This is a genomic window from Methylococcus capsulatus str. Texas = ATCC 19069 (assembly GCF_000424685.1).
In the GTDB taxonomy this organism is placed as follows: Bacteria; Pseudomonadota; Gammaproteobacteria; order Methylococcales; family Methylococcaceae; genus Methylococcus; species Methylococcus capsulatus.
The window spans coordinates 349,353-374,133 of record NZ_KE384224.1 but is presented as its reverse complement, the minus strand read 5'-3'; the positions used below and the strand labels follow the sequence as shown (position 1 = coordinate 374,133).

Sequence of the window (24,781 nt, the reverse complement as noted above, 5' to 3'; positions counted from 1 at the left end):
CATGTTCGAGCATGTTCGGGAAGACTGGAAAAACTACGATGGCGACCTGACCCGGCAGGGCCTGTGGGTCATGCTGGTCTACCGGTTCGGACGCTGGCGCTACCGGATCGGACCGCGCTGGCTGAGGCTGCCACTCTCGTTCCTGTACAAGGCGCTGAAACTGCTGTCACAGATACTCACCGGCATCGACCTGCCCTGCGAGGCGCAGGTCGGACGGCACTTCACCATCGAGCACTTCGGCGACATCATCATCAGCGGTGATGCCGTCATCGGGGATGACGTGACGGTCCGCAACGGCGTCACCATCGGGCTGAAGCGTACCAACGAACCCGGTTCCCCGGTGATCGGCAACCGCGTCGACATCGGTGCGGGCGCGAAGGTGCTGGGGCCGATCCGGATCGGCGACGACGTGGTCATCGGCGCCAATGCCGTGGTCATCACCGATGTGCCGTCGAACAGCCTGGCGGTGGGCGTTCCCGCGCGCATCAAGCCGCGGACGGGCGCTGGGCGCTGACATGGCCCGTCACACGGCGATTCCCGGACCCCTGGGAAAACGCCCCCTTTGGCACTGGCGTCTGTGGCTGCTCCCGCTGCTGACCCTGGTCACCAGTCTGCTGCCACGGATCGTCGATTGCATCGTGGCGGGAGCGTTGCTGATTCTGCTGGCACCGCTGCTGCTGCTTCGCGCGCTCGTCGCCAAACTGCGCGCCGGACGGGTCTTCGCCGCCACGGAGAGAGTCGGCCGTTTCCAGGTGCCGTTCCGGCAGCTCGCCTTTGCCGACGATGCCCCTGCCCGCGACTTGGCTGTCCTGCTGAATGTATTGTGGGGAGACATGGCTTTCGCCGGACCGCGTCCGTTGAGTCCCGAGGAGGCCGCGGCGGTGCCGGCGTCCCAGAGCATCCGTTTCCGCCTGCGGCCGGGGATTTTCTCGCCCTACACGTTGCGATCCAGGATCGGCATCGCCTATGAGGGCGAAGGGGAGCTGGACCGCGAGTTCTATTACACCGAAACGGCGGCGGGCAATCTCGGCCTGATGTTGCGCACTGGCGTCGGCGGCTTGGTCGCCGGCGATGCCATACGGCCGGCGCCGGACCAGCTGGAGTTCTTCGGTGTCGCCATCGCCAATACCACCATGAGCGAGGCCATCGACTGGATCGTCCGCCGCGTCCGTGAAGACCGTCCTGCCACCATCGCTTTCGTCAACCCGGACTGCCTGAACATCGCCTATGGCAACCCCGAGTACCGGGAGGTCCTGGGCAAGGTCGAACGGGTACTGCCGGATGGCATTGGCATCCGCTTCGGTTGCCGTATTCTGGGCACCAGCCTGCGCGCCAACGTCAACGGCACCGATATGTTTCCCCGTCTGTGCGAACGTTGTGCGCATGAAAATCTGTCGCTGTTCCTGCTGGGTGCCCGGCCGGGTGTAGCCAGGCAGGCCGCCGAAAACATGCTGCAGCGTTATCCGAAGCTCAAGATCGCTGGCAGCTGCGACGGCTATTTCGCGCCGGACGCCGAAAACGAGATCATCGAGACCATCAACCGCTCCGGAGCGGACATCCTGCTGGTGGCTTTCGGCGTTCCCAAACAGGAGCTCTGGCTTTGGAAACACCGGTCCCGCCTCAAGCCACGCGTTGCCATGGGGGTGGGCGGACTGTTCGACTTTTACTCGGGCCGGATTCCCCGGGCTCCGCTTTGGCTGAGGGAAATCGGGCTGGAATGGGGCTGGCGACTCTTGCAGGAGCCGGGACGGATGTGGCGGCGCTACATCATCGGCAACCCCCTTTTCCTCTATCGTGTATGGCGGCAGAAAATTGGAAAGCTCACCCTCTGAGAGACGGTTCGGCCTGGCGGCGATTCTGGCGGGAGCCCTGCTGCTGCGCCTCGTGTTGGCAGCCTTCTGCAAAGGCCACCCCGTCGACATCGGCACCTTCGGCGCCTGGGCCGGCCATGCGGCCGAGGGGCTGCTTTCGTTCTACAGCCCGGGTTATTTCGCGGATTACCCGCCTGGCTACATCTATGTATTGTGGCTGATCGGAAAGTCACGGGCGCTGTTGCAGGTGGGCTTCGATACGCCCGAATTTCGGGTGATGCTCAAGTCGCCTGCCATCGTGGCCGATCTCGCGACGGTCGGAGTGATCCATCGAATGGCGACCGAACGAAACTACGACCCCGCCAAGATACTCGGGCTCGCAGCGCTTTATGCCTTCAACCCCGCGGTGATCGTCGACTCGGCAGTCTGGGGACAGGTCGATTCGGTGCTGACGCTGTTCCTTCTGCTCGGCGTGCTGTGGCTGGAACGGCGGCCCGCCGCTTCGGGGGCGGCTTTCGCGGCGGCGTTGCTGGTGAAGCCGCAGGCGTTGATCTTTGCTCCCATCCCCTTGCTTTGGTTCGGGGACCGGCTGCTCCGCCGGCATACGGCTGCCGAACTGAGTCTTTTCCTGCCAGCCGCGATCCTGGTGTTTGCTCTGGGAGTCCTGCCATTCGCCGCGGTACACGGACCCGCCTGGGTCGTGGAGAAATACGTATCTACCCTGGCTTCCTATCCTTACGCTAGCCTGAATGCAGCCAATGTGTTCGCCCTGATCGGCGGCAATGGCGCCGATGCGACACAGACGATGCTGTTTCTGAGTTTCAAGACCTGGGGAACCGTCTTTCTCTTCTTCATTCTCGCCTGGGTGGCGTGGCGGGCCTGGTGGGGCATGACCGCTTCGGACCACGTTTACCTGGCGGCCTTTTTGCCGGTTTCCGTCTACCTGTGGTCGATCAAGATGCACGAGCGCTACCTTTTTCCCGCGCTTGCCATGCTGCTGGCCTATCACATCCTCAGCCGGGACCGGCGGGCGTTGGGGCTGTTCCTGGGCTTCAGCGCGACGCTGTTCATCAGCATGACGCAGGTGCTGTACCTGAGCATGCACGAGATCTGGTACATCTCTCGTTTCGATCCCATCCTGCTCGCCGTCTCGGCGACCCATCTGCTGCTGTGGTTGCTGCTGGCGGGGATCGGAGGGCGAAGGCAGCGCCGCCTCCGGGTACCGGACGGCCCGGGGAGAGAAGCATGCGCGTGATCGTCCTGGCCGACCGCATCGGCCGCGAGCTCTTGCCCCTGACTGATCGCACCTGCGTCGCCATGCTGCCGGTCGCGGCGAGACCCGTGATCGACTACACCCTGGAAATGCTGGCGGCCGTCGGTATCGGGAAGGCGACGGTGGTCGTCGGTCTTTTCGGCGAGCAGCTCCGGACGCACCTGCGCGATGGACGGCATTTCAGCTTGAATCTGGATTATTGGCCGTCCCCCGGCGAAGTAGACATCGCTTTGCTGCTGAGCCAGTTGCCAAAATGCCCGGACAAATCGACCCTGGTGGTGCGAGGCGACATGCTGCGCTCCCCGCTCCTGGGCGGATTTCTCGAAGCGGCCGGCACCAGCGAGGGGCCGGTCCTCCATGGTTGGTGCGAAGACAATCCGGCCGGCCTGTGGCTATTGCGCGGCAGCGCGGACGACATGCGCGGTATGGCCTGGCCGGACGTCCTTTCCGGGGTATCTGCTCCGGAGGCCGGCAAGCTCCTGCTGGAGGGAGGCAACGCCCGCCTGCTGGAATCCCTGCCTGCCTACCATGGGGCCAACCTCGATGCCGTGGCCGGACGCATCCAGGGGCTGGCCATTCCCGGACGGCAGCTCCGGCCGGGGCTCACGGTGGGCCGCAACTCTTCCGTCGCGGCCGGCTGCCTCAAGGACGGCACCGCGCTGGTCGGCAGCCATTGCCGAATCCATCCGAGCGCATGGTTGCAGGGGAGGGTCGTGATCTCCGACGGCGTGATCGTCGACCGTGATGCCCGGTTGTCCGATGCGGTCATCCTGCCCCATTCGTACGTTGGTGAGCTCGTGACGGTCGAAAATGGCATCGTGCGCGGGAACGATCTGCTCCGCGTTGATACCGGTGCCCAGCTCAGGATCGTCGATGCCTTCCTGTTGGCCGATCTGGATCAGGTCTCGATCGGACGCGATTTTTCCGGTTTCTTGAACCGGCTGGCCGGCGTGCTGCTGCTTTTGCTGTCGGTGCCCCTCTGGCCCCTGGCGGCTCTGGCCGCCATCGCACGGCACCCGACCCGGCCGCTACGGTTTCGGCGTCTGCGCGGTAACCGGCTGGTCCGGGATGGCGCCGGCCTGTCGGCGCGGGCCGAATTCACGGCCGCCGAATGGACGGCCGGTGCTCCGATACTGAGGAAGCTGCCCTGGCTCGTGAATGTGGCCAAGGGCGACCTGAAACTGGTCGGCGTGGAAGCCATCACATCCGAGCAGGCCGCTTGCCGCACCGCCGAATGGGAAAAAGCGGCGGACCGGGCTCCTGCCGGCCTGATCGGGCCGACCCAGCTGGATTTACCGGCGACCGCTCTGGCGGAGGAACGCCTCATGAGCGATGCCTGGTTCGCCGCCCAGGCGGGCCCGGACAAGGAGCTTCGCGTCGTCCTGCGAGGTCTGCGTGCTCTGTTCAGCCGGCGCGCGTGGTATCCGGGGGACTGAGTGCGGATACTCCTCGTCGACGACGATCCCATCGCAGTACTCGCGGTTGCGGTGTACCTGCGCAAGCTCGGCTACGAAGTCACATCGGCTAGAGACGGTCGCGAGGCCCTCGAGCGGTTCCGATCCCAGCGTTTCGAGTTCGTCATCAGCGACTGGAACATGCCGCATCTCAACGGCGAGGAACTTTGCCGGCAGGTGCGGTCGCTGAAATTGCCCCACTACGTCTACTTCATTCTGCTGACCGGTCGTGACGACAAGGATTCGCTGCTGCGGGGCATGGAGGCCGGTGCGGACGATTTTCTGGTCAAACCGGTCGACCGCGAGGAACTTCGGGCCAGGATCCGGGCGGGTGAGCGCATCCTCAGGCTGGAGCAACAGCTCGACCAGCGCGGCCGGTTGCTGGAGGATATGAATCGTGAACTCAAACAGGCTTACCAGACTATCCGCAACGACCTCGCCACCGCCGCCGCCATCCAGAAGTCCCTCCTCCCCGAGCCGTGGACGTTGCCCGATCTCGAGGTCCGGTCACTGTTCGTCGCCAGCGATTTCCTCGCCGGCGACATGTTCGGCTACTTTCCGCTGGACGATCGCCGTGTCGGCTTGTTTCAGCTCGACGTCTCCGGTCACGGTGTATCCGCGGCGCTGATTTCCGTGGCTTTGAGCAAATGTCTGCTGCAGAGCCGGTCGCTCGACGTCACCGCGGAGGGCCCGCCCGTCCCGACCTGCGGCAGTCTTCCGCCCAACCGGATGCTGGAGGAACTCAACCGTTTCTTCGCCGGTCAGCCCGAAGCGAACAGCTATTTCGCTACGATGATCTACGCCTTGCTGGATCGTGAAACCGGGCGGCTCGACCTTAGCACGGCCGGACACCCTCCGCCCCTGATGTGGAAAGGGGAGACCGGTGATATCGTGGAAAGCGGGGTTCGCGGGCTTCCGCTCGGGGTTCTTGCCGACCGGCGCTATGCCTGCGAATCTCACCGCCTGGCGGCGGGAGACCGGTTTTTCGCCTATTCGGACGGCATAACCGAATGCATGAACCCCGCAGGGGAGGCTTTCGGCGCCGGACGCTTCCGGCGTCTGCTGGAAGAAACCGCCTCTCTGCCATTGGCCGAAGCGATCGGCTGCATCGAAGCGTCGCTGTCGGACTGGCGGGGCCAGGGCAGCTACACCGATGATATTTCGCTGGTCGTCATCGAGAGGAAGTGAGCCGGTGCATCAGGCGATACAGCTCACCATCAGTAGCGAAGCGAGCAACATCAACCTCGTCGGCGTGACCATTCGCGCCTTGTGCTTCGCCACCGGGATTTCTCCGGTGGATGCCGCCCGCATCGAACTCGGCATCGTCGAAGCCCTGAACAACATCATCCTGCACGGCGGTGTCAACGCACCGGTGACGGTGTCGTGGCACCGCGCTCCGCAAAGCATTTCGATCGAGATCGAAGACCGCGGGCGCCCTCTCCTTCACTGGCCGCCGCGCAGCGAATTTCCCGAACCCTTCGAAGAATCCGGCCGTGGCTGGCCCCTGATCGCGGCCTGTTTCGACCGCATCGACTACCGTGTGGAAGCGTCCCGGAACACCCTGGTCCTGGTGAAGTCACGAGGAGTCGATAGCACCTGAGCCGTCCCTCTCAAGCCAGTGAAGGGCTGCGCGCCTCGATCAACCGCACCAGAGCGTTCAGCCGTTCGACATGTTCCAAGCGGAATCCGGCGGTTTCCACGTTCTCCACCGTGCGGCGATTGATATGGGCGCCGACCAGGCGGGATACCCAGGGATCGAGAAGGTCCATCAGCCGGCCGGCCGCTTCCCCTTCCGAACGTACGTGTTCCAGCAGAACGAGTTTGCCACCCGGTTTCAGGACCCGGCGCAATTCCTCGAGACCTCCGACCGGATCGGGCACCGAGCAGAACACGAAGGTGCCCACCACCGTGTCGAATTCCCGGTCGGCGAATGTCAGAGCCTGGATGTCCATGAGTCTGAAATCGGTCCTGGTTCCCAGTCGGGCTGCGCGCCGGCGGGCCCGGCGCAGCATCCGTTCGCTGAAATCCACGGCGGTGACGGACCTTCCTGCCGGATGGAACACGAGGTTTTTACCCGTTCCGACGCCCACCTCGAGCACGCGTTCACCCTCGATCAGGTTCCAGACACGTTGCCGCCAGCGCCTGAACCACAGGATTTCCATCACGCTTTCGATGAAGTCGAAGAAAGGTGCTATGCGGTCGTAACGGTGGCGGACGGCTTCGGGAGAATCGTTCATGTCCGGCTCTCGAAATCAGCTCTCCTCCAGGCTGAAGACCAGGTCAGCCGGCTATTCGGAGAAATCGACGTACTGGTAAACGGGACTCACCTCGCTGCCGGGAGGCAGGGTGACCAGCTGTTTGAGGAGTCCGTCCTGCAGCCCGTACACCCACCCGTGTAACGTCGGACACCGGTTCTGTTTCCAGCTCTGCTGGATGATCGAGGTGTGGGCCAGATTGTATACCTGTTCGATCACGTTCAGCTCGACCAGGCGACCGACACGTTCCTCTTCGCTGCCCAGTGCTTCTATCTCACCCGCATGCAGCCGGTAGACGTCCTTGACGTGTTTCAGCCATTTGTTGACGATCAATAGCTTTGCGCTCTGTTTCTGCAGCGCGGCCTTGATGCCGCCGCAGTTGTAATGTCCGCAGACGATGACGTCGCGGACCTTGAGTACGTCAACCGCATACTGCAACACGCTCAGACCGTTGAAATCGGTCATGATCAACTGATTGGCGATGTTGCGGTGAACGAAGATTTCACCGGGCTGGGCATGGACGATGATTTCCGCCGGCACCCGGCTGTCCGAGCAGCCGATCCAGAGTACCGCCGGTTTCTGATCGGCCGACAGTCGTTCGAAGTAGCCTGGGTCTTTCAACAGCTGATCCTTGGCCCAGGCCTTGTTTTCCAACAGCATTCGCTCGAAAGCTTCCATGAGTTCGCTCTTAGGTTTTGAAAGGGAAAGGCGGCACTTCTGTCAAACCGGGACTTCAGCCGGAAATCCTGTACAAAGGGGTGGTATCGGCATTGTCTTGCCGGTTCTTGGCGGTGCTGCCGGCGTACGCGGCTTTGAAATTTTTCATATAAACCACGATACGGTCGTCGCGCGCGGCTTCGACGAAGTTCTCGATGGTTTCGAGGATGTCCTGATCCACGAATTCCGCGTAGGTTCCGTCGATGATCAGCTCGCTGTCGGGTTCGACCTGGTCAAGTTGCTCACGCAACAGGGCCTTGTTCAGGAACGAGACGTCTTTGCGCAGTCGCAGCAGATAATGGTTTCCGTGGCGGGTGAGAGAAATGGCGGCATGGAAATTCGCTCGGACGACGTAGTATAGGCCACAGGCGATGCCGACGGCGATCCCTATGAGCAGGTCGGTGGCCAGTATCGCCATGACCGTGACGGCGAACGGAATAAACTGGCTCGCGCCTTTGTGGTACATCTCTGCCACCAAGGCCGGCTTGACCAGTTTATAGCCCGTCATCAGCAGGATCGCGGCCAGCACGGCCAGGGGGATGTGGTTGAGGTAGCGGGCGAGGAAGCTCACGCTTACCAGCAGTAGAAGGCCGTGGATGAAGCAGGCCACCTTGGTACGCCCGCCGGCATTGATGTTGGCCGACGAGCGCACAATCACCGCCGTCAGCGGTAGACCGCCCAGCAAGCCGGCCAACAGGTTGCCGATACCCTGTGCCTTCAGCTCCCGGTTGGTCGGCGCCACCCGCTTCAGGGGGTCGAGCTTGTCGACTGCTTCCAGGCTGAGCAGGGTTTCGAGGCTGGCAATGACGGCAATCGTGAACGCCACCCTGTACACCGCCGGATCCATGATCCGGCTGAAATCCGGAAAGACGAGCCGTCCGGCCAGATCAGCGACTCCCCGGATGTCTGGAAGCTGGACCATGTGCTCCGGCGCGATCTCCCAAGACGATCCCGCCATCGAGAGATTGAACGCCACCGCCCAGGCAATCGCCGCCAGCGGCCCCGGAATCCACGCCAGCAACGGGACGGCACGGACAAGCCGGGACTCCCACAGCACCATGATGACGATGGCAATGGCGCTCACGACGGTCGCGCCCGGGGAAATCGAGTCCATGGCGTGCATCAGTTCCGAGAAAGTGCCCTCCGTGTCCTGAGGCAGATAGGTTTCCTCGCCCAGGATGTCCCGGCCATAGCCGACGGCGTGGGGGAGCTGTTTGGCAATCAAGATCAGGCCGATCGCCGAAAGCATGCCCTTGATGACGGACGACGGGAAATAGGCGCCGATGGTTCCCGCCTTGAGGAAGCCCAGAGCGAGCTGCATCAGCCCCGCCAGGATCAGGGCGAGCAGAAAGTGCTCGAAGCCGCCGAGCTTTTCGATACCCTGCAGCACGATGACCGTCAGGCCCGCGGCCGGGCCCGACACACTCAACTGCGAACCGCTGGCCCAGGCGACAACCAGTCCGCCGATGATGCCGGCAACCACGCCTGAAAGCAGCGGCGCGCCGGACGCCAGCGCAATACCCAGACAGAGAGGGAGCGCCACCAGGAACACCACGATGCCGGCGGGGATGTCCTGGGTGAGATGTGCGAGATAGTACGCGAGATGCTTTTTGACCATGTCCGATACGCTCCAGTCGTAGGGTACAACCGCCCCTTTCTTGCGATTTCGCGGCGAGGCTGGCCCGGTTCGTTCGTCCAGCCGGACGAGGGGGTCTCCGTCCCCCGTTCGCCTGCGGCTGAATTAAACCATGCATCAAGGTTCATTTCAACAATGTGGTTTATATAAACCACACGAGCAAGGACACTGCTTTCCGCTCCGAGGTGGGCGCATCCACAAGTATCGACTAAATCATATATTGACAATAAATCTTTTGGTGCCTACCCTTGCCATAGTTTCGTTACGAAACTATGAGTGTCTGCGTGAAGGCGAAGCCACCCGAGCCATCCACGGGTACGGCCGCACGTTCGCGCAGACGGGTACACGACAAAAAAAGAGGAGAACAACGAGATGAACGAAGAAACCCGGACGGGGAAAGACTATTTCTGGATATACGTCGCGCTGGCAACGGCCGCTCTGGTGGGCGTGGTCGTCATGGCGAAGCTGAGTGAGAACGAAAAGTACGATCCCATTCGGGCGCAGCAGAACGAAGAAGTCGCGCGCATGAACATCCGCGTTCTCAACTGAATCCCGAACCGCTTCACCGACCCTGCCGGAAGGACCTATTTATGATCGACACGAGCTTGAAACTCTATTCCTGTCTTCTCCTGGTGCTGGTCTCGCTGCTTCAGGGCAGCGTCTTCGCCACGGAATACATCTATCGCGACCTGATGGGCAATACGCTCCCGCCCCAGAAATGCTCGTCGAGAACGGAAGCCGAAGCCGCCGCATCCGACGACTACAACCTCAAAAAGCACGCCCGGATATTCTGTGAATCCCAGGGCTATGGCTGGCATGTCGAACAGCGCAAAAGTACGGGCAAGCTGGTCTGCGAGGAATGCAGCGAAGGCGGCGACAACGGCCGCTTCCGCTGCCATATGGAAGACGTGGTCGTACAGTGCAAGCGGATCAAACCCGGTTCTGTCGGGTTGATTCCAGGCCAGGGCTGAGGGGCCCGCCTGACGTTCACTGATGAGCGATACAAGCCGGCGTACGGCCGCTGTTTCGGGAAAAACTCTGTTGCGTAGGAGCGGGGCGGTACGTATACTGGCTGCCGAGCTGTAACCTGCTCTTTCTCTTGAAGACCAGACGTATAACATTATCTGGAGGACATTTAAGATGCGTTGGGAAAAACCGAGCTACAACGACATGCGCTTCGGCTTCGAAGTCACCATGTACATCTACAACCGTTGATTCCGAACGGTTGGGCGAAAGCGGGGTTCGAGCATTCGAGCCCCGTTTTCGTTTGCGCGGCGGTACAGACTCCTGCAAGCTTCCTTATGATCATTCGTGTGCTCGGCGCCGGCGCCGGCGGCGGATTCCCGCAGTGGAACTGCCGATGCGACAATTGCCGGCGCTTCCGGGAAAAAAACATCAACGCCCGAGGCCGCACCCAGTCCTCGATCGCAGTCAGCGCCGACGGCCAGCGCTGGGTGCTCTTCAACGCCTCGCCAGACATCCGCAGCCAGCTCGAGGCTTTCCCGGCCAGCCATCCCAGCAAGGGTGTCCGTGACACCGGCATCCACGCCATCGTGCTGATCGACAGCCAGATCGATCACACCACCGGCCTTTTGATGCTGCGTGAATCCACCCGTCCCCTGCAAGTGTATTGCAGCGAGATGGTGAAACAGGACCTCTCCACCGGTTTTCCGCTGTTCCGGATGCTGGAGCATTATTGCGGGGTGGAGCAGCACACCGTGCCGTTGGATGGGAGCGGCTTTACGATTCCCGGCATCGAGGGCCTGAAATTCTCGACCCACTCGCTGAAAAGCAAGGCACCTCCCTATTCGCCCCATCGCCATGATCCGCACGAGGGCGACAACATCGGCGTGATCGTCGAAAATTTGGAAAACGGCCGCAAGCTCTACTATGCGCCGGGCCTGGGGGAGATCGAGCCGCACGTCCGCGCCGCCATGGAAGCCGCGGACTGCCTCCTGGTCGACGGAACTTTCTGGCGCGAAGACGAAATGCGTCACGCCGGCATCTGCGACAAGCTTGCACGTGAGATGGGCCACCTGCCGCAGTCCGGTCCGGGCGGCATGCTGGAAATATTGAACACCCTGCCGAATGCTCGCAAGGTCTTGATCCACATCAACAACACCAACCCGATTCTGGATGAAGATTCGCCACAGTATCGTACCCTGAGCGAAGCCGGGGTCGAAGTTGCCTACGACGGTTTGGAAATCGTTTTGTGAGGAGTCCCATGAGCCAAGACACGATCCCCTGGAGCCGCGAAGAATTCGAGGCTCGGCTGCGTGCCAAGGAAAAGTACTACCACATCCATCACCCTTACCACGTGTTGATGGCGAGCGGCGAGCTGAACCGCGAGCAGATCCAGGGCTGGGTGGCGAACCGGTTCTATTATCAGATCACCATTCCGCGCAAGGATTCGGCCATCATGGCCAACTGCCCGGACCGCGAAACCCGCCGCAAATGGATGCAGCGGGTGATGGATCACGACGGTTACGGCGATGATCCCGGCGGGATCGAGGCATGGATCCAGCTAGGCATCGCCTGCGGCCTGAGTCGCGAGGACATCACCTCGCTCAGGCACGTACTGCCCGGCGTACGTTTCGCGGTCGATGCCTACCTCAACTTCGCTCGCACCGCGACCTGGCAGGAAGCCGCCTGCTCTTCGCTCACCGAGCTGTTTGCGCCGACCATCCACAAGCAACGCCTGGCTGGCTGGCCGGATCTGTATCCGTGGATCGCAGCCGATGGCTTGGCCTATTTCCGCAAGCGGGTGACTCAGGCCAGCCGCGATGTCGAGCACGGCATCGAAATCACGCTGGATCATTTCAAGACCCGCGAACAACAGGAACGGGCCCTGGAAATCCTCCAATTCAAGCTCGACATCCTGTGGTCGATGTTGGACGCCATGTACCTGGCCTATGTCGACAAAAAGCCGCCCTATTTCAACATCGCCTGATTCGTATGAGTCTGCAACCCGATACCCTGTTGGAACTGTCGCCTCTGCTGCGTATGCAATGGGAAGAAGCTCAGCAGCGCTACGTCATACTTTATCCCGAAGGCATGATCGAATTGAACGAAACCGCCGCGGCGATCCTGGAACTTTGTGACGGACAGCACAATCTCACCAGCATCGTGGAGAAGCTGGAACGGAAATACGATGCCTCGGGGATCGAATCCGATGTGCGCGAAATGCTCGAAAGCGCCCTGAACAATGGCTGGATCAGAGAAATCATCGCTCACTAAACCGCGCTGGCTGCTGGCGGAGCTGACCTACGCCTGCCCGCTGCAGTGTCCCTATTGCTCCAACCCCCTGGATTACGCCCGCTTGGGTGATGAGCTGAGCACCGAAGAATGGAGGCGGGTGCTGAGTGAGGCCCGCGCGCTCGGTGCCGTCCAGCTTGGGCTTTCCGGCGGTGAACCGCTGACCCGCCGCGACTTGGCCGAAATCGTCACCCACGCCCGCCAGCTCGGCTATTACACCAACCTCATCACCTCGGGCTACGGCCTGGACGAAGTCCGCATCGCCGAATTGAAATCGGCCGGCCTCGACCACATCCAGGTCAGCATCCAGTCGCCGGAAAAGCTGCTGAACGATGAACTCGCCGGCACCGAGTCTTTCGAACACAAACTCGAGGTGGCCCGCTGGGTGAAGCAGCATGGCTATCCCATGGTCTTGTGCGTGGTGATCCACCGCCAGAACATCCATCAGATGCAGCAGATCTTGGAGATGGCGGACGAACTCGGGGCGGATTACCTGGAACTGGCCAATACCCAGTATTATGGTTGGGCGCTGCTCAACAGGGACCATCTGCTGCCGACCCGTGAGCAGTTCGCCGAAGCCGAGGCGATCGCGCAAAGCTACAAGGAGAAGGTGAAGGGACGGATGAAGATCTACTATGTCGTCCCGGACTACTACGAAGACCGGCCCAAGGCCTGCATGAACGGCTGGGGCACGACATTCCTCACCATCGCGCCGGACGGGATGGCCCTGCCCTGCCACGCTGCCCGCGAACTACCCGGGCTGAACTGCCCCAGCGTACGCGACTTCAGCATACGGGAAATCTGGTACGAATCGGCCGCCTTCAATCGTTTCCGCAACTACGGTTGGATGAAGGAACCCTGCCGCAGTTGTCCGGAGAAGGAAAAAGACTTCGGCGGTTGCCGCTGCCAGGCCTATCTCATGACCGGCGACATGGCCGACGCCGACCCCGTGTGCAGCAAATCCCCGCACCATCATCGCGTGCTGGAAGCCATTGCATCGACACAGCGATCTGCGAGTGACAAACCGCTGTTCTTCCGCAATGCCAGGAACTCCCGAGCCTTGACGGGCTGACTCACGTCGCGTTGCGGTCGACACCCCGAAAAAATGGCGATATTCCTTGGCGTTTCGGGAAATGACGCCTCCTTGGTTTTCAATCCGGCCTCATCAGATCGAACACCATCAGGACATGCTTACCGGTCTTGGTGTTGGTGGCCTTGAAGGTCGCGACGTCGTTCTCCATACCGATGCATTCGATCTCCACCGGTGGATCGTTGTGCTCACTCTCCGGAATCTCGAGCCGTTCGAGCAGATCCGCGTCTTCCTCTTCGGTCAATTCCATGTTGCCGTGTCTGTCGATTCTCATGTCTGTACCCGTTCCAGTACGAAATCAATGGGAAGTGGCTATGCGGAGGCAGACATCGGACAGACCGAGCCAGGGATTCCCCGGCTCCAGCCCTTTGGCTACCCGATCGACCCGACAACATAACCGGATGGCATCCAGCACACCGTCCCGGTCGAGCCGTTTGGCGGCTCTGGCGAATGCCTCCTTGCGCTTGTCGAATATCCGCAGGCGGGCCAGCACGCCGTCCATCGGCAGCCCCCTCGTGGTGTCCCTCTGAACCACAGCCAGTGAGCGCAGCTCACGGGTGATGGCCCATAACACCACCGGCGGTGCCACGCCTTCGCCTTCCAAGCCGCACAGGATGCGTAATGTTCGGAGGGTGTGGCCTTCGAGCATCGCCGTGGTGAGATCGAACACGTCATAGCGCGCACAGTCGCAGACAGCCGCCAGGATCTGCTCGTCCTCGATCCGGCCGGCGCCGTACAAGATGTGCAGTTTTTCGATTTCCTGGGCGGCGGCCAGCAGATTGCCTTCCACCCGTGCGGCCAAAAGCCGCAATCCGGACTGATCCGCCAGCAAACCCAAGCGGTTCATGCGCCGGTCCAGCCAGGCGACCAGTTCGCGTCCTTGCAGTGGCCAGACCTGCACGATGACGCCGACCCTGTCGGCGGCCCGTGCCCAGGCGGTGTTCAACTCGTCCCGGCTCAAGCGTGGCAGGATGACGATGAGTATCGCATCCGCGGGCGGCCGGTCGAGATAGCGCAGCAGCGCAGCAGCACCTTCCTTGTCAGGCTTGGCATTGAGGCGCAGATCCAGGATACGCCGGTCGCCGAACAGAGGCACGGAATCGCCGGCCTCCAGAAAAGTGTTCCAGCTGAATCCGGGCTCGACGTGAAACAGTTCGCGAAGTCCATAGCCCCGGTCGCGTGCCACCATCCGGATGGCATCCGCGGCTTCCCCCAACTGCAGGGGCTCGTCGCCGGACAGCACGTAGACCGGGGCCAGGCCGCGATCCAGTGCCTCGACCAGTTGATCAGTCCTCAGCCTCAAGATTTGCCACCCGGATTCCGGCTCATCTCGATGAGGACGCGGCGAACCAGGGTTTCCGCCAGTTCCCGCTCCATTTCAGACCTGAGCAGCGACTCCTCCTCCCCCTGGCCGATCGGCGAAAGCTGATTGTTGAAATATTCACGTTTCACCTCGACCTCCTGGGGCGGAATGATGATCTCGCCCTGCGGCGTCGTGACTTCATACCGCACCCGCGTATAGAGGTCGAACAGGTTGCCGCGACCGCCTAGGTTCAAAGACATCGTGCGGCGTTCGTCAGTTTCCTTGAGGATACGGATCACGCCTTTGGCATCGACCATGTTGCGTGTGAGCTGAGCGCCCGTCAGACGAATCGCGTCCGGAAGCCTCGAACCCACCCGGGTGGAGCCGGCCTTTTCCAGGAAGAGGACCTGACCGGCGCCGTCCGAGGTCTCGCTGCCCCGCAGATGGAAGCCGCAACCGGTCAGCGACACCACGAGAAACAAGGAAAGATACCGGCAAGTCTTTTCTACACTCATACCACGATGTTGACCAGTTTGCCCGGCACCACGATGACCTTCTTCGGCGGCTTGCCTTCGACGAAACGCAGTACCTGGGCATCGGCCAAGGCGATCTGCTCCACGGTTTCGCGGGAAGCCTCCGTCGGCACGGTGATCTTTCCGCGCAGCTTTCCGTTGACCTGAACCACGAGTTCGATTTCATCCTGCGCCAGGGCCGCTTCATCGACTTCCGGCCAGCCGGCATCGAGAATGTCGGTCCCCGGCATGAGCTGCCGCCAGAGCGCGTCGCAGATGTGGGGTGCGATCGGGTACAGCAGCCGGGTCAGCAGCGAATAGCCCTCGAAAGCAACCATTGCGGCGCTCCGGCGGAAGGCATCCTTTTCGTCACCTTCGGGCAGGTGATCGCAATTCCAGAACCCCTTGTCGTCGGCCAGGGTATTGAGGATCTTCATCGCCGCGGAGACCACGGTGTTGAACTGATGGCGGACGAAATCGAAATTAGCCTGCTTCAGAGTCGCATGGATCAGGCGGCGGGCTTCTTTGTGGTTCGGTGCCAACGGAACAAGTGCCCAGTCGGTGACCCGCAATTCGTCCCGCCCATATTGCGAAAATGCGGTATTGACATTGAATGCCGCCCGCGTCCATAGACGCTTGAGGAACCTGAATGCCCCTTCCACCCCGCTGTCGGACCACTCCAGCGACTGGTCCGGTGGCGCCGCGAACATGGTGAACAGCCGCACCGTATCGGCGCCGTACCGGTCTATCAGCGCCTCCGGGTCCACGCCGTTGTTCTTCGATTTGGACATCTTCTCGATGTGACCCACGGTGACCGGCGCGCCATCCGACTTCAAGGTCGCGCCCAGCGGGCGGCCCCGCTCATCGGTGCTCAGCTCCACTTCGGTGGGCCCGAAATAATGTTTCTTGCCGCCCTCTTCCCGATAGAAGGTAGGGGCGACCACCATGCCCTGGGTCAGCAGGTTGGTGAACGGCTCGTCGCAGTGTACCAGACCGGCATCGCGCATCAGCTTGTGGAAGAAGCGGGCGTAGAGCAGGTGGAGGATGGCGTGTTCGATGCCGCCGACGTACTGGTCGACCGGCAGCCAGTAATCGGCGCGCCGGTCCAGCATGGACTCGGTGTTGTCCGGGCAGGTGTAGCGGGCATAGTACCAGGACGATTCGACGAAAGTGTCCATGGTGTCGGTCTCCCGCTCCGCCGCGCCGCCGCACTTGGGACAGGTGGTGGAATACCACTCCGGCATCTTCTTGAGCGGTGAGCCGACGTCGATGGTGACATCCTCCGGCAGTACCACCGGCAACTGCTCCGCCGGCACCGGCACGTCGCCGCAGCTCGGGCAGTGGATTATCGGGATCGGGCAGCCCCAGTAGCGTTGGCGGGAAATGCCCCAGTCGCGCAGACGGAACTGGGTGCGTTTCTGGCCGAGGCCTTTGGCCTCCAAATCGGCGGCGATGGCGTCGAAGGCTTGCTGGAAAGCCAGGCCGTCGTATTTTCCGGAATTCGTGCAGCGGCCGTGCTCGGCGTAGGCATCGATCCAGCCACCTTTCGTGTCCACGGTTTCATAGGCGCCGACGGTCGAAACGATGACCGTTTTGATCGGCAGACCGTATTTGTTCGCAAACTCGAAATCGCGCTCGTCGTGAGCCGGTACCGCCATCACCGCGCCTTCGCCATAACCCCACAGGACGTAGTTGGCGATCCACACCGGCAGCTTTTCGCCGTTCAGCGGATGGACCACGAAGCGCCCGGTGGCCATGCCCTTCTTTTCCATGGTGGCGAGATCGGCCTCCGCAGTGCCGCCATGGCGGCATTCTTCGATGAACGCGGCCAGCTCCGGATTGTCTCTGGCAGCCTCGAGCGCCAGCGGATGCTCCGCCGCCACGGCGACATAGGTCGCGCCCATCAGGGTGTCGGGGCGGGTGGTGTAGACCTTCAGGACATCGCTGCCGTCCTCGTAGGGAAAGTGCACCTCGCAACCGTGGCTCTTGCCGATCCAGTTGCGCTGCATGGTCTTGACCTGTTCGGGCCAGCCCGTGAGACCGTCCAGCTCGGCCAGCAGTTCCTCGGCGTAGGCGGTGATCCGCATGAAATACATGGGGATGTCGCGCTTTTCCACCAGGGCGCCCGAGCGCCAGCCGCGGCCGTCGATGACCTGTTCATTGGCCAGCACCGTCTGGTCCACCGGGTCCCAGTTGACCGGCGCGGTCTTCTTGTAGATCAGGCCCTTCTCGAACAGCCGGGTGAACAGCCACTGCTCCCAGCGGTAATACTCCGGTTTGCAGGTCGCGATCTCGCGGTCCCAGTCGACCGCCAATCCCAAGGATTTGAGCTGCTTCCTCATGTAATCCGCGTTGGCGTCGGTCCAGGCCGCAGGCGTGACCCCGTTCTGCATCGCTGCATTTTCCGCCGGCAGTCCAAAGGCGTCCCAACCCATGGGCTGCAGGACGTTCTTGCCGCGCATGCGCTGGTAGCGGGCGATGACGTCGCCGATGGTGTAATTGCGCACATGCCCCATGTGCAGCCGCCCGCTGGGGTACGGAAACATCGAGAGGCAATAGAATTTCTCACGGCCTGAATCTTCCCTGGCCCGAAAAACTCCGCTCTCTTCCCAGATTCGTTGTGCGGTTTCTTCGACGGTCTTTGGATTGTAGGTTTCTTCCATTGGAACCGGTTCGATCAATCAAGCAAAAGTGGCTAGAATACCGGACGCCGCATCTAATCTGAAGCCGAGAACGGCGATGAACGCTAGAAGGAGCGGCAGCGTTCGGGGGAGACAAACATGCATAGGGTCGTATTCAATCAAAAAGGCGGTGTCGGCAAATCCACCATCAGCTGCAACCTGGCCGCCATCAGCGCCGCTCGGGGCTTGAAGACGCTGGTCATCGACCTGGACGTCCAGGGCAATTCCACCCACTACCTGTTGGGGCAGAAGGTGGCCGACCAGGACCGGACCCTCGCCCGTTTCTTCAAGGATACGCTGGGTCTGAGCCTGTTCGGCAAGGGCCAGGATGAGGGCCTGAACGCAGTCATCCACGAGACACCCTACCCCAACCTGTACATCGCACCCTCCCATCCCGAGCTGGAACCGTTGCAGGGACGGCTCGAATCCCGTTACAAGATCTACAAGCTGCGCGAAGCGCTGGAAACCCTATCCGGCTTCGACCGCGTGTTCATCGACACGCCGCCCGTGTTGAATTTCTACAGTCGCTCGGCCCTGATCGCCGCCCGCCGCTGCCTGATACCGTTCGATTGCGACGCCTTCTCGCGTGAGGCTCTGTACAACCTGCTGGCGGTGATCGCCGAGATCAAGGCGGATCACAACGACGGCCTGATGCTGGAAGGCATCATCGTCAACCAGTACCAGAGCCGTGCCAGCCTTCCTCAGAAATTGGTCGAGGAACTGCTGGCCGAGGGCCATCCGGTGCTGGATAGCCGGATTTCACCCTCGGTCAAGGTCAGGGAATCGCACAGCGAGTCCAAGCCCCTGCTTTACTATGCGCCGGACCACAAGCTGTCCAGCGAATTCCAGGCTCTGTTCGATGAGTTGGAGACTTAGTTTCCTCCCGGCTCCGCCTGTCTGCCCTGGTGGGAAGAGACGTTGCGTCGGCGTCTTGCGAAACAGATGCCGACGATCCCCGCGCACAGCCCGACCGCGGGCCAGTCACCCCACAAGGCATAGGGTGTGGCGCCCGCCATGGGTTGCATCATGCCGGTCAGCGCCTCCCGTTCGAACATGGGCGCGACTGCGACCGGTCTGCCGCCAGCGTCGATGATGCCGGTGACGCCGGTGTTGGTGGCGCGCAGCATGTAGCGCCCCGTCTCCAGAGCCCGCATCCTCGCCTTTTGCCAGTGCTGGTGAGGGGCGAACGAATCCCCGAACCACGCGTCGTTGGTGACATTGACGAGGTAGGCACCTTCCGGCAGCCCGGTCAGCGATTCCTGACCGAAAATATCCTCGTAACAGATCGAGGCGATCAGTGGATACCCCGCCGCCTGAAGCAGCGTCTGACGATGTGCTCCGGCGGTGAAGTCCGCCAGCGGTATCTGCAGGATGTCCAGCACGAAGGCCAGCACGGGCCGCAAGGGCAGGAACTCGCCGAATGGTACCAGATGGCGCTTGAAATAGCGGCCCGGCTTGGCGCCGAGCGTTACCAACGCATTGTAGTACCGGTTGCCCTGGGCTTCGTAGTAAGGCACGCCGACCAGAACATCGACACCGTGCTGGCGAGCCTCGGCTTCCAGCGGCGCCAGGAAGCTCTCGGCCACTTGCTGATAGAACGCCGGCACCGCCGTTTCAGGCCAAATGATCAGCCGGGAATCCCAGTGCTGGCGGGTCATGTCGACGTACATCTGGACGGTGGTAGTTTTCGCTTCCGGTCGCCATTTCTGATCCTGTGACACATTGCCCTGCAAGAGCGTCACCTGGATCGGATCACCGGCAGGATGCGTCCACTGCACCTTGGCGAACTGGGTGCTGCCGACGAGTACGACCGCGGCTCCGAGCAGCGCGAAACGGCGTCCCCGCCGATCCAGCAGCCATGCGCTCAATAGGAGGCCGGCCAGGACTGCTAGCAGCCAGCCCACGCCGAACACGCCAAACACCGGCGCAATGCCGCGCAGGCCGGTGTCGGTCTGGCTGTAGCCGATCTGCAGCCACGGGAAACCGCTGAACAGCCAACCACGGAGCCATTCGGTGACGACCCAGGCGGCCGGGAAGACCAGCAACGTCCGAACGAGTATCGAACCGCCACCGGCCTTGACGCCGAGCCAGCCAGCCAGCGCAGGAAACAAAGCCAGATAAGCCACGAACAGCGCGGTCAGGCCGGCGGCCGAAAACACGTCGCTGCCCCCGTATTCGTACATGCTCACGAAGACCCAGGACACACCGATTCCGAACTGGCCCAGCCCGAACAAATAACCGTAAAGAGCGGCTTTGGAGGGAGAAGCGTTCAGCCAGACCCGGAACAAGAGGGCCAGCGACAGCGGCGCCACCAGCGCGTAGCCGAACGGCGCGAAGGCGAACGGTAGCAGAATCCCGCCAGTCAATGCGAGCAGCATGGCTTTCATTTGTCAGCCGGCCGCCGGACGGAGTGAGTCCACAGACAGTCGCAGCAGCCTCAAGAGATGTACGCGCCGGTTGTCGGCGCGAATCACCGTGAAGCGAAACGGGCCGATCTCGATCCGCTCTCCACGCTCCGGCACATGCCCTAGGCGGTGCACGATCATCCCGCCGACGGTGTCGTACTCGTCGTCCTCGAAATCGGTGCCGAAATATTCGTTGAATTCCTCGATGGGGGTAATAGCTTTGAGGGTGTATTCCTGGTCGTTTTTCCGGAAGATGTATTCCTCCTCGCCCAAATCGTGCTCGTCCTCGATTTCCCCGACGATCTGCTCCAGCACGTCCTCGATGGTCACCAATCCCGCGGCCGCACCGTATTCGTCGACGACGATGGCCATGTGGCTGCGGGAGGTCTTGAATTCTTTCAGCAGCACGTTGAGGCGCTTGCTCTCCGGCACGAACAGGGCCGGGCGCATGATTGCGGAGACTTTGATATGGCGGTTCCGCAGGCTCTGTGCGAGCAGGTCCTTCACCAGCAGGATTCCCACCACTTCGGCACGGTCATCGGCGATGACCGGGTAGCGGGAGTGACCGGACTCGACGACCAGCGGGAACACCCGTTCCAGTTCGGCATCCTGGGGAACCACGGCCATCTGTGCCCGGGGGATCATGATGTCCCGGACGCGCAGCTCGGACACCTGCAGTACGCCCTCGATCATGTTGAGAGCTTCGGTTTCGATCAGTTGACGCTTTTGGGCATGCCGGAGCGCATCGAGCAACTCTTCTCTGCTCGCCGGTTCCCCGGACAGGAAGTGCACGAGCCGCTCCAGCCAACTTCGATGTTCGCCCGAGTTTCCCTCGCTCATTCCGGCCGAATCTCCCGATAAGGATTTTCCATGCCCAAACCTCGCAGGATCGCGATTTCGCGGTTTTCCATGATTTCGGCTTCCGCCTCTTCGATGTGGTCGTAGCCCTGCAGATGCAACATCCCATGCACGACCATGTGGGCCCAATGGGCTTCAACAGGCTTGCCCTGCTCCGCCGCTTCGCGTTCGACCACCGGTGCGCAGATCACCAGATCACCCAGAAGGTCGTTGGGAACCCCCTCCGGCACCACAAAGGGAAAACTGAGCACGTTGGTCGGACCGGTCTTACCCCGGTAAGTCGAATTCAGGGCAGCGCTTTCCTCCCTATCGACGATGCGGATGACGACTTCGGCGTGCGGCTTTTCCAGTGCCGCCTCGGCCCAGAGCCGGAACGCCGCCGAGTCCGGCACCGCCGAGGTGCTCGCCCGCTGCAGGGTCAAATCGATCACTCGCTGGTCTCCTGTCGCGCTTTTTCATGCGCTTCATAGGCAGCGACGATGCGCTGCACCAGGGGATGCCGCACCACGTCGCGGGTACTGAAGAAGGTAAAGCTGATGCCCTCCACGTCACGCAGCACTTGTAGCACGTGGCGCAGCCCGGATTCTTTGTTGCGCGGCAGATCGGTCTGGGTGATGTCACCGGTGATGACGGCCCGGGAGCCGAAGCCGACGCGGGTCAGGAACATCTTGATCTGCTCGATCGTGGTGTTCTGGGCCTCATCGAGGATGATGAAGGAATCGTTCAAAGTACGACCGCGCATGAAAGCCAGGGGTGCCACCTCGATCACGTTGCGCTCGATCAGCTTGGCGACGCGCTCGAAGCCCAGCATCTCATACAGAGCATCGTAAAGCGGGCGCAGATAGGGGTCGATCTTCTGCGCCATGTCGCCCGGTAGAAAGCCCAGCTTCTCGCCCGCTTCGACCGCCGGCCGGGCCAGCACCAGACGCCGGACCTGTTCCCGCTCCAGCGCGGCAACCGCGCAGGCCACTGCCAGATAGGTCTTGCCTGTGCCCGCTGGACCGATGCCGAAATTGATGTCGTGTTGCTCGATGTTCTGCAGGTATTTCCGCTGATTGGTCCCACGTGCCCGGATCACCAAACGCTTGGTGCGGATCAGCACCTCCTCTTCCGGCACACCGGTCTCGCCGACCAGAGCGTCGAGGTTCGCGGTCTGCAGCGACAGATGCACCCGCTCCGGCGTGACGATTTCGTGCTGGGCCGCATCGAACAGGCTACGGATCACCTCATAGGCGGCCCGCACCGCCTTGCCCGCGCCGATGATCTGAAACTGGTTGCCGCGATTCTGGATTTCAACGCCGAGCCTCCGTTCAATCTGGCGCAGGTGTTCGTCGAACTGGCCGCAGAGGTTAGCGAGCCTGGCGTTGTCCGGCGGTTCCAGAAGCAGCTGTATCGAACTCGGATGATTAGGCAATTTGAGCGGTAGAGTCTGGGGAGATGAAATCTGACTCATGGGCCACGCCGATAAGCCGGCCTCGCAGAGAATTGGGGAGGGATTCGGTGATGACGACATCGACGAACTGGCCGATGAGTCTGGGGTGGCCGGCGAAATTCACAACCCGGTTGTTTTCGGTGCGGCCGCTAAGCTCATTGAAATTCTTGCGTGAAGTACCTTCGACCAGGACCGATTGTACGCTTCCCACCATGCTCGCCCCGATTTTCGCGGCATTGTCGGCAATTTTCGCCTGCAATCGGGCCAGCCGGGCGCGCTTGGTCTCCGGCGGCACGTCATCGGCCATCGCTGCCGCCGGGGTCCCCGGGCGGGCGCTGAAGATGAAGCTGAAGGACTGGTCGAACCCGAGCTGCTCGATCAATGCCATCGTGTCCTCGAAGTCCTCGTCGGTCTCTCCCGGAAACCCTACGATGAAATCCGACGACAGGCTCAGATCGGGGCGGATCTCGCGCAGCTTGGCGACCTTGGCCATGTATTCGGCACGGGTATGCCCCCGTTTCATCAGCCTGAGAATCCGGTCGCTGCCACTTTGGACCGGCAGATGCAAATGACTGACCAATTGCGGGATGTCGCGAAACGCCTCGATCAGGGCATCGGAAAACTCCACCGGATGCGAGGTGGTGAAACGGATGCGATCGATGCCGTCCACCGCCGCCACGTAATGCATCAACAAAGCCAGATCGGCCATACCGCCATCGGCCAGCACGCCCCGGTAGGCGTTCACGTTCTGGCCCAGCAGATTGACCTCGCGGACGCCCTGCTCCGCCAGCGCCACGATCTCCGCGATCACATCGTCGACCGGACGGCTGATTTCCTCACCGCGGGTGTAGGGTACGACACAGAAGGTGCAGTACTTGCCGCAGCCTTCCATCACCGAAACGAAAGCCTTCGGCCCCTCCGCGCGGGGCTCCGGCAACGCGTCGAATTTCTCGATCGCGGGGAATGATACGTCCACCACCGGCCGCCGTTCGCGCCTGACTTGCTCGAGCATGGAGGGCAACCGGTGCAGGGTCTGGGGACCGAACACGATGTCGACATAGGGTGCCCGTTTCTGCAGAGCCTCGCCTTCCTGGCTTGCCACACAGCCGCCGACGCCGATGACGACCTCCGGACGCCTGAGTTTGATCGGACGCCAGCGCCCGAGCTGCGAAAAGACTTTCTCCTGCGCCTTGTCCCGGATCGAGCAGGTATTGAGTAGCAGGACGTCCGCCTCTTCGGGCGAGCGGGCGAGTTCGAAACTGTCGGAGACCTCGAGCAGATCCCGCATCTTGGCGGAATCGTATTCGTTCATCTGGCAGCCGAAGGTCTCGATGTAGAGCTTTTGCGGCATCAGTCGGGGCGGGGAGCGTTGGGGATCAGCATCAGCGGATGGGGTTATTCTAGCAGAGTCGCCCGCCCCGATTAACAAAGCAGCCGGAACCGGCTGTGACCGAAGGCTCAGACGGCGGGATGCGCAAATTTGAAAGGATTGATCAGCGTCGAGCCCACCCGCAGCAAGTGTGCCTCCGGATAGGTACGTGCCATGAGCTCGCGAACCCTGTCCTCCTCCTGTGGCCGGGTATCGATGAGGATGAGATGCTTCCCCGCCTCGATCTGGTCGTGATAAGCGGAGATCTTCTGGTTCTCGGTGGCCATCCCCATCAGTCCGCCCACCCACACGCCGAAGAGGGTGACGAAACCGAAAATGGCAAGATAGACCATGCCGCCCATGTCCGGACCGAATGGCTGTTCGGTGGCCACCCAGACACTGCCGAGGACGGAAAAGATGAACCCTACCATGGCGCCACGCTCTGCATAGCGCACCGCATCGGATTTCTGAATGAAATTCGCCGAATGGATGTGGCGGCGATAAAGACCCGCCTGATCCTTGCTGATGACATGGAAATTCCAGTCGCTGATGCCTTCTTTGTGCAAAGCGTCGGATATCCGCTCCACGCTGTCGAGATTGTCCGCCAGGTAATACAGTCGTTTCATGACGCACCTCCTTACCATGTTACGGTACTGATGTCCCGGCACCATCCGCCGGGGTCGAGGGAACTCTTATTACTTTTGCCGGTCGCTGTCAATGCCTCGGTCGG

General features: G+C 61.7%; 27 protein-coding genes. 14 read left to right on the top strand and 13 right to left on the bottom strand.

The annotated features are described in order from the left end of the window. Position 1: 1 nt before the first annotated feature. The 6 genes from H156_RS0113130 to H156_RS0113105 are packed head-to-tail and all read left to right on the top strand — an operon-like array spanning position 2 to position 6,138. Positions 2 to 514 carry a serine O-acetyltransferase gene (locus H156_RS0113130; protein WP_026045800.1) on the top strand — a complete coding sequence of 171 codons (513 nt, stop codon included), beginning with the start codon at positions 2 to 4 and terminating at the stop codon, positions 512 to 514. Between the two features lies 1 nt (position 515). Continuing rightward, complete coding sequence (locus tag H156_RS0113125; protein ID WP_017364264.1) at positions 516 to 1,832, top strand: WecB/TagA/CpsF family glycosyltransferase; 1,317 nt, start codon at positions 516 to 518, stop codon at positions 1,830 to 1,832. Further along, a complete protein-coding gene (locus tag H156_RS0113120) occupies positions 1,813 to 3,066 on the top strand; it encodes a hypothetical protein (RefSeq protein WP_026597623.1) in 1,254 nt (417 codons plus the stop codon). Before H156_RS0113125 ends, H156_RS0113120 begins: the two co-directional genes overlap by 20 nt. After that, on the top strand, positions 3,057 to 4,520 hold the full coding sequence (locus H156_RS0113115) for a nucleotidyltransferase family protein (RefSeq protein ID WP_017365607.1): 1,464 nt from the start codon (positions 3,057 to 3,059) through the stop codon (positions 4,518 to 4,520). The genes H156_RS0113120 and H156_RS0113115 overlap by 10 nt, the downstream gene beginning before the upstream one ends. Further along, on the top strand, positions 4,521 to 5,726 hold the full coding sequence (locus H156_RS0113110) for a PP2C family protein-serine/threonine phosphatase (RefSeq protein ID WP_017365608.1): 1,206 nt from the start codon (positions 4,521 to 4,523) through the stop codon (positions 5,724 to 5,726). It begins immediately after the preceding gene. Positions 5,727 to 5,730: 4 nt separating this feature from the next. Then, positions 5,731 to 6,138: an ATP-binding protein gene (locus H156_RS0113105; protein WP_017365609.1), complete on the top strand. Its 408-nt coding sequence runs from the start codon at positions 5,731 to 5,733 to the stop codon at positions 6,136 to 6,138. Positions 6,139 to 6,148: 10 nt separating this feature from the next. Here the strand turns inward: H156_RS0113105 and H156_RS0113100 are convergent, their stop codons facing one another. Genes H156_RS0113100 through H156_RS0113090 form a run of 3 tightly spaced genes read right to left on the bottom strand, consistent with a single transcriptional unit; the run spans position 6,149 to position 9,128 of the window. Further along, on the bottom strand, positions 6,149 to 6,775 hold the full coding sequence (locus tag H156_RS0113100; RefSeq protein ID WP_017365610.1) for a class I SAM-dependent methyltransferase: 627 nt from the start codon (positions 6,773 to 6,775) through the stop codon (positions 6,149 to 6,151). Between the two features lie 51 nt (positions 6,776 to 6,826). Further along, on the bottom strand, positions 6,827 to 7,471 hold the full coding sequence (locus H156_RS0113095) for a carbonic anhydrase (RefSeq protein WP_010960718.1): 645 nt from the start codon (positions 7,469 to 7,471) through the stop codon (positions 6,827 to 6,829). 55 nt (positions 7,472 to 7,526) lie between these two features. Next, entirely contained in the window at positions 7,527 to 9,128 is a 1,602-nt protein-coding gene (locus tag H156_RS0113090; protein WP_017365611.1) for a SulP family inorganic anion transporter, read from the bottom strand. 390 nt (positions 9,129 to 9,518) lie between these two features. On the opposite strand from H156_RS0113090, the gene H156_RS17265 reads away from it, so the two are divergent. The 7 genes from H156_RS17265 to pqqE all read left to right on the top strand — a co-directional run bounded on the left by H156_RS17265 (position 9,519) and on the right by pqqE (position 13,473). Further along, on the top strand, positions 9,519 to 9,695 hold the full coding sequence (locus tag H156_RS17265; RefSeq protein WP_017365612.1) for a hypothetical protein: 177 nt from the start codon (positions 9,519 to 9,521) through the stop codon (positions 9,693 to 9,695). Between the two features lie 41 nt (positions 9,696 to 9,736). Beyond that, positions 9,737 to 10,117, top strand: coding sequence for a hypothetical protein (locus H156_RS0113080; protein WP_017365613.1), 381 nt, complete (start codon positions 9,737 to 9,739; stop codon positions 10,115 to 10,117). 169 nt (positions 10,118 to 10,286) lie between these two features. Continuing rightward, positions 10,287 to 10,361, top strand: a complete 75-nt coding sequence (gene pqqA / locus H156_RS16790) for a pyrroloquinoline quinone precursor peptide PqqA (RefSeq protein WP_010960722.1) — start codon at positions 10,287 to 10,289, stop codon at positions 10,359 to 10,361. Between the two features lie 86 nt (positions 10,362 to 10,447). After that, positions 10,448 to 11,362 (top strand): pyrroloquinoline quinone biosynthesis protein PqqB, encoded by a 915-nt coding sequence (gene pqqB / locus H156_RS0113075; RefSeq protein WP_010960723.1) that lies wholly within the window; start codon positions 10,448 to 10,450, stop codon positions 11,360 to 11,362. An 8-nt stretch (positions 11,363 to 11,370) separates the two neighbouring features. Then, positions 11,371 to 12,096, top strand: a complete 726-nt coding sequence (gene pqqC, locus H156_RS0113070; protein ID WP_010960724.1) for a pyrroloquinoline-quinone synthase PqqC — start codon at positions 11,371 to 11,373, stop codon at positions 12,094 to 12,096. Positions 12,097 to 12,101: 5 nt separating this feature from the next. Then, entirely contained in the window at positions 12,102 to 12,383 is a 282-nt protein-coding gene (gene pqqD, locus H156_RS0113065) for a pyrroloquinoline quinone biosynthesis peptide chaperone PqqD (RefSeq protein ID WP_017365614.1), read from the top strand. After that, entirely contained in the window at positions 12,352 to 13,473 is a 1,122-nt protein-coding gene (pqqE, locus tag H156_RS0113060; protein WP_017365615.1) for a pyrroloquinoline quinone biosynthesis protein PqqE, read from the top strand. The genes pqqD and pqqE overlap by 32 nt, the downstream gene beginning before the upstream one ends. Before the next feature lie 79 nt (positions 13,474 to 13,552). On the opposite strand, the gene H156_RS0113055 is transcribed toward pqqE, so the two are convergent. The 4 genes from H156_RS0113055 to leuS are packed head-to-tail and all read right to left on the bottom strand — an operon-like array spanning position 13,553 to position 17,969. Further along, the gene (locus tag H156_RS0113055) at positions 13,553 to 13,765 is read right to left on the bottom strand and encodes a hypothetical protein (protein ID WP_017365616.1); all 213 of its coding nucleotides are present in this window, start codon (positions 13,763 to 13,765) and stop codon (positions 13,553 to 13,555) included. A 24-nt stretch (positions 13,766 to 13,789) separates the two neighbouring features. After that, complete coding sequence (gene holA, locus H156_RS0113050; RefSeq protein ID WP_017365617.1) at positions 13,790 to 14,794, bottom strand: DNA polymerase III subunit delta; 1,005 nt, start codon at positions 14,792 to 14,794, stop codon at positions 13,790 to 13,792. Next, the gene (locus H156_RS0113045; RefSeq protein ID WP_017365618.1) at positions 14,791 to 15,309 is read right to left on the bottom strand and encodes an LPS-assembly lipoprotein LptE; all 519 of its coding nucleotides are present in this window, start codon (positions 15,307 to 15,309) and stop codon (positions 14,791 to 14,793) included. Before H156_RS0113045 ends, holA begins: the two co-directional genes overlap by 4 nt. Then, a complete protein-coding gene (leuS, locus tag H156_RS0113040; protein ID WP_017365619.1) occupies positions 15,306 to 17,969 on the bottom strand; it encodes a leucine--tRNA ligase in 2,664 nt (887 codons plus the stop codon). Before leuS ends, H156_RS0113045 begins: the two co-directional genes overlap by 4 nt. Before the next feature lie 117 nt (positions 17,970 to 18,086). Here leuS and H156_RS0113035 point away from each other — a divergent pair, with 117 nt between their 5' ends. Further along, positions 18,087 to 18,863 (top strand): ParA family protein, encoded by a 777-nt coding sequence (locus H156_RS0113035; RefSeq protein WP_017365620.1) that lies wholly within the window; start codon positions 18,087 to 18,089, stop codon positions 18,861 to 18,863. On the opposite strand, the gene lnt is transcribed toward H156_RS0113035, so the two are convergent. The 6 genes from lnt to H156_RS0113005 all read right to left on the bottom strand — a co-directional run bounded on the left by lnt (position 18,860) and on the right by H156_RS0113005 (position 24,677). Next, the gene (lnt, locus tag H156_RS0113030) at positions 18,860 to 20,374 is read right to left on the bottom strand and encodes an apolipoprotein N-acyltransferase (RefSeq protein WP_017365621.1); all 1,515 of its coding nucleotides are present in this window, start codon (positions 20,372 to 20,374) and stop codon (positions 18,860 to 18,862) included. The genes H156_RS0113035 and lnt overlap by 4 nt on opposite strands. 3 nt (positions 20,375 to 20,377) lie before the next feature. Beyond that, positions 20,378 to 21,232, bottom strand: coding sequence for a CorC family transporter (locus H156_RS0113025; protein WP_010960732.1), 855 nt, complete (start codon positions 21,230 to 21,232; stop codon positions 20,378 to 20,380). Beyond that, positions 21,229 to 21,681, bottom strand: coding sequence for an rRNA maturation RNase YbeY (ybeY, locus tag H156_RS0113020; RefSeq protein ID WP_010960733.1), 453 nt, complete (start codon positions 21,679 to 21,681; stop codon positions 21,229 to 21,231). Before ybeY ends, H156_RS0113025 begins: the two co-directional genes overlap by 4 nt. Next, a complete protein-coding gene (locus tag H156_RS0113015) occupies positions 21,678 to 22,703 on the bottom strand; it encodes a PhoH family protein (protein WP_026045982.1) in 1,026 nt (341 codons plus the stop codon). Before H156_RS0113015 ends, ybeY begins: the two co-directional genes overlap by 4 nt. Further along, complete coding sequence (gene miaB / locus H156_RS16195; RefSeq protein WP_017365623.1) at positions 22,657 to 24,033, bottom strand: tRNA (N6-isopentenyl adenosine(37)-C2)-methylthiotransferase MiaB; 1,377 nt, start codon at positions 24,031 to 24,033, stop codon at positions 22,657 to 22,659. The genes H156_RS0113015 and miaB overlap by 47 nt, the downstream gene beginning before the upstream one ends. A 107-nt stretch (positions 24,034 to 24,140) precedes the next feature. Next, positions 24,141 to 24,677 carry a hypothetical protein gene (locus tag H156_RS0113005; RefSeq protein WP_017365624.1) on the bottom strand — a complete coding sequence of 179 codons (537 nt, stop codon included), beginning with the start codon at positions 24,675 to 24,677 and terminating at the stop codon, positions 24,141 to 24,143. Positions 24,678 to 24,781: the final 104 nt, after the last annotated feature.

Excerpts from the sequence above, each read along its gene's own strand:
- H156_RS0113005 (WP_017365624.1), bottom strand. The coding sequence starts at position 24,677 with ATGAAACGACTGTATTACCTGGCGGACAATCTCGACAGCGTGGAGCGG.
- leuS (WP_017365619.1), bottom strand. The coding sequence starts at position 17,969 with ATGGAAGAAACCTACAATCCAAAGACCGTCGAAGAAACCGCACAACGA.
- H156_RS0113100 (WP_017365610.1), bottom strand. The coding sequence starts at position 6,775 with ATGAACGATTCTCCCGAAGCCGTCCGCCACCGTTACGACCGCATAGCA.
- H156_RS0113130 (WP_026045800.1), top strand. The coding sequence starts at position 2 with ATGTTCGAGCATGTTCGGGAAGACTGGAAAAACTACGATGGCGACCTG.
- pqqC (WP_010960724.1), top strand. The coding sequence starts at position 11,371 with ATGAGCCAAGACACGATCCCCTGGAGCCGCGAAGAATTCGAGGCTCGG.
- H156_RS0113090 (WP_017365611.1), bottom strand. The coding sequence starts at position 9,128 with ATGGTCAAAAAGCATCTCGCGTACTATCTCGCACATCTCACCCAGGAC.
- H156_RS0113125 (WP_017364264.1), top strand. The coding sequence starts at position 516 with ATGGCCCGTCACACGGCGATTCCCGGACCCCTGGGAAAACGCCCCCTT.
- pqqD (WP_017365614.1), top strand. The coding sequence starts at position 12,102 with ATGAGTCTGCAACCCGATACCCTGTTGGAACTGTCGCCTCTGCTGCGT.
- H156_RS17265 (WP_017365612.1), top strand. The coding sequence starts at position 9,519 with ATGAACGAAGAAACCCGGACGGGGAAAGACTATTTCTGGATATACGTC.
- miaB (WP_017365623.1), bottom strand. The coding sequence starts at position 24,033 with ATGCCGCAAAAGCTCTACATCGAGACCTTCGGCTGCCAGATGAACGAA.
- lnt (WP_017365621.1), bottom strand. The coding sequence starts at position 20,374 with ATGAAAGCCATGCTGCTCGCATTGACTGGCGGGATTCTGCTACCGTTC.
- pqqE (WP_017365615.1), top strand. The coding sequence starts at position 12,352 with ATGGCTGGATCAGAGAAATCATCGCTCACTAAACCGCGCTGGCTGCTG.
- H156_RS0113080 (WP_017365613.1), top strand. The coding sequence starts at position 9,737 with ATGATCGACACGAGCTTGAAACTCTATTCCTGTCTTCTCCTGGTGCTG.
- H156_RS0113025 (WP_010960732.1), bottom strand. The coding sequence starts at position 21,232 with ATGAGCGAGGGAAACTCGGGCGAACATCGAAGTTGGCTGGAGCGGCTC.
- H156_RS0113045 (WP_017365618.1), bottom strand. The coding sequence starts at position 15,309 with ATGAGTGTAGAAAAGACTTGCCGGTATCTTTCCTTGTTTCTCGTGGTG.
- pqqB (WP_010960723.1), top strand. The coding sequence starts at position 10,448 with ATGATCATTCGTGTGCTCGGCGCCGGCGCCGGCGGCGGATTCCCGCAG.
- H156_RS0113095 (WP_010960718.1), bottom strand. The coding sequence starts at position 7,471 with ATGGAAGCTTTCGAGCGAATGCTGTTGGAAAACAAGGCCTGGGCCAAG.
- H156_RS0113055 (WP_017365616.1), bottom strand. The coding sequence starts at position 13,765 with ATGAGAATCGACAGACACGGCAACATGGAATTGACCGAAGAGGAAGAC.
- H156_RS0113115 (WP_017365607.1), top strand. The coding sequence starts at position 3,057 with ATGCGCGTGATCGTCCTGGCCGACCGCATCGGCCGCGAGCTCTTGCCC.
- H156_RS0113035 (WP_017365620.1), top strand. The coding sequence starts at position 18,087 with ATGCATAGGGTCGTATTCAATCAAAAAGGCGGTGTCGGCAAATCCACC.
- H156_RS0113015 (WP_026045982.1), bottom strand. The coding sequence starts at position 22,703 with ATGAGTCAGATTTCATCTCCCCAGACTCTACCGCTCAAATTGCCTAAT.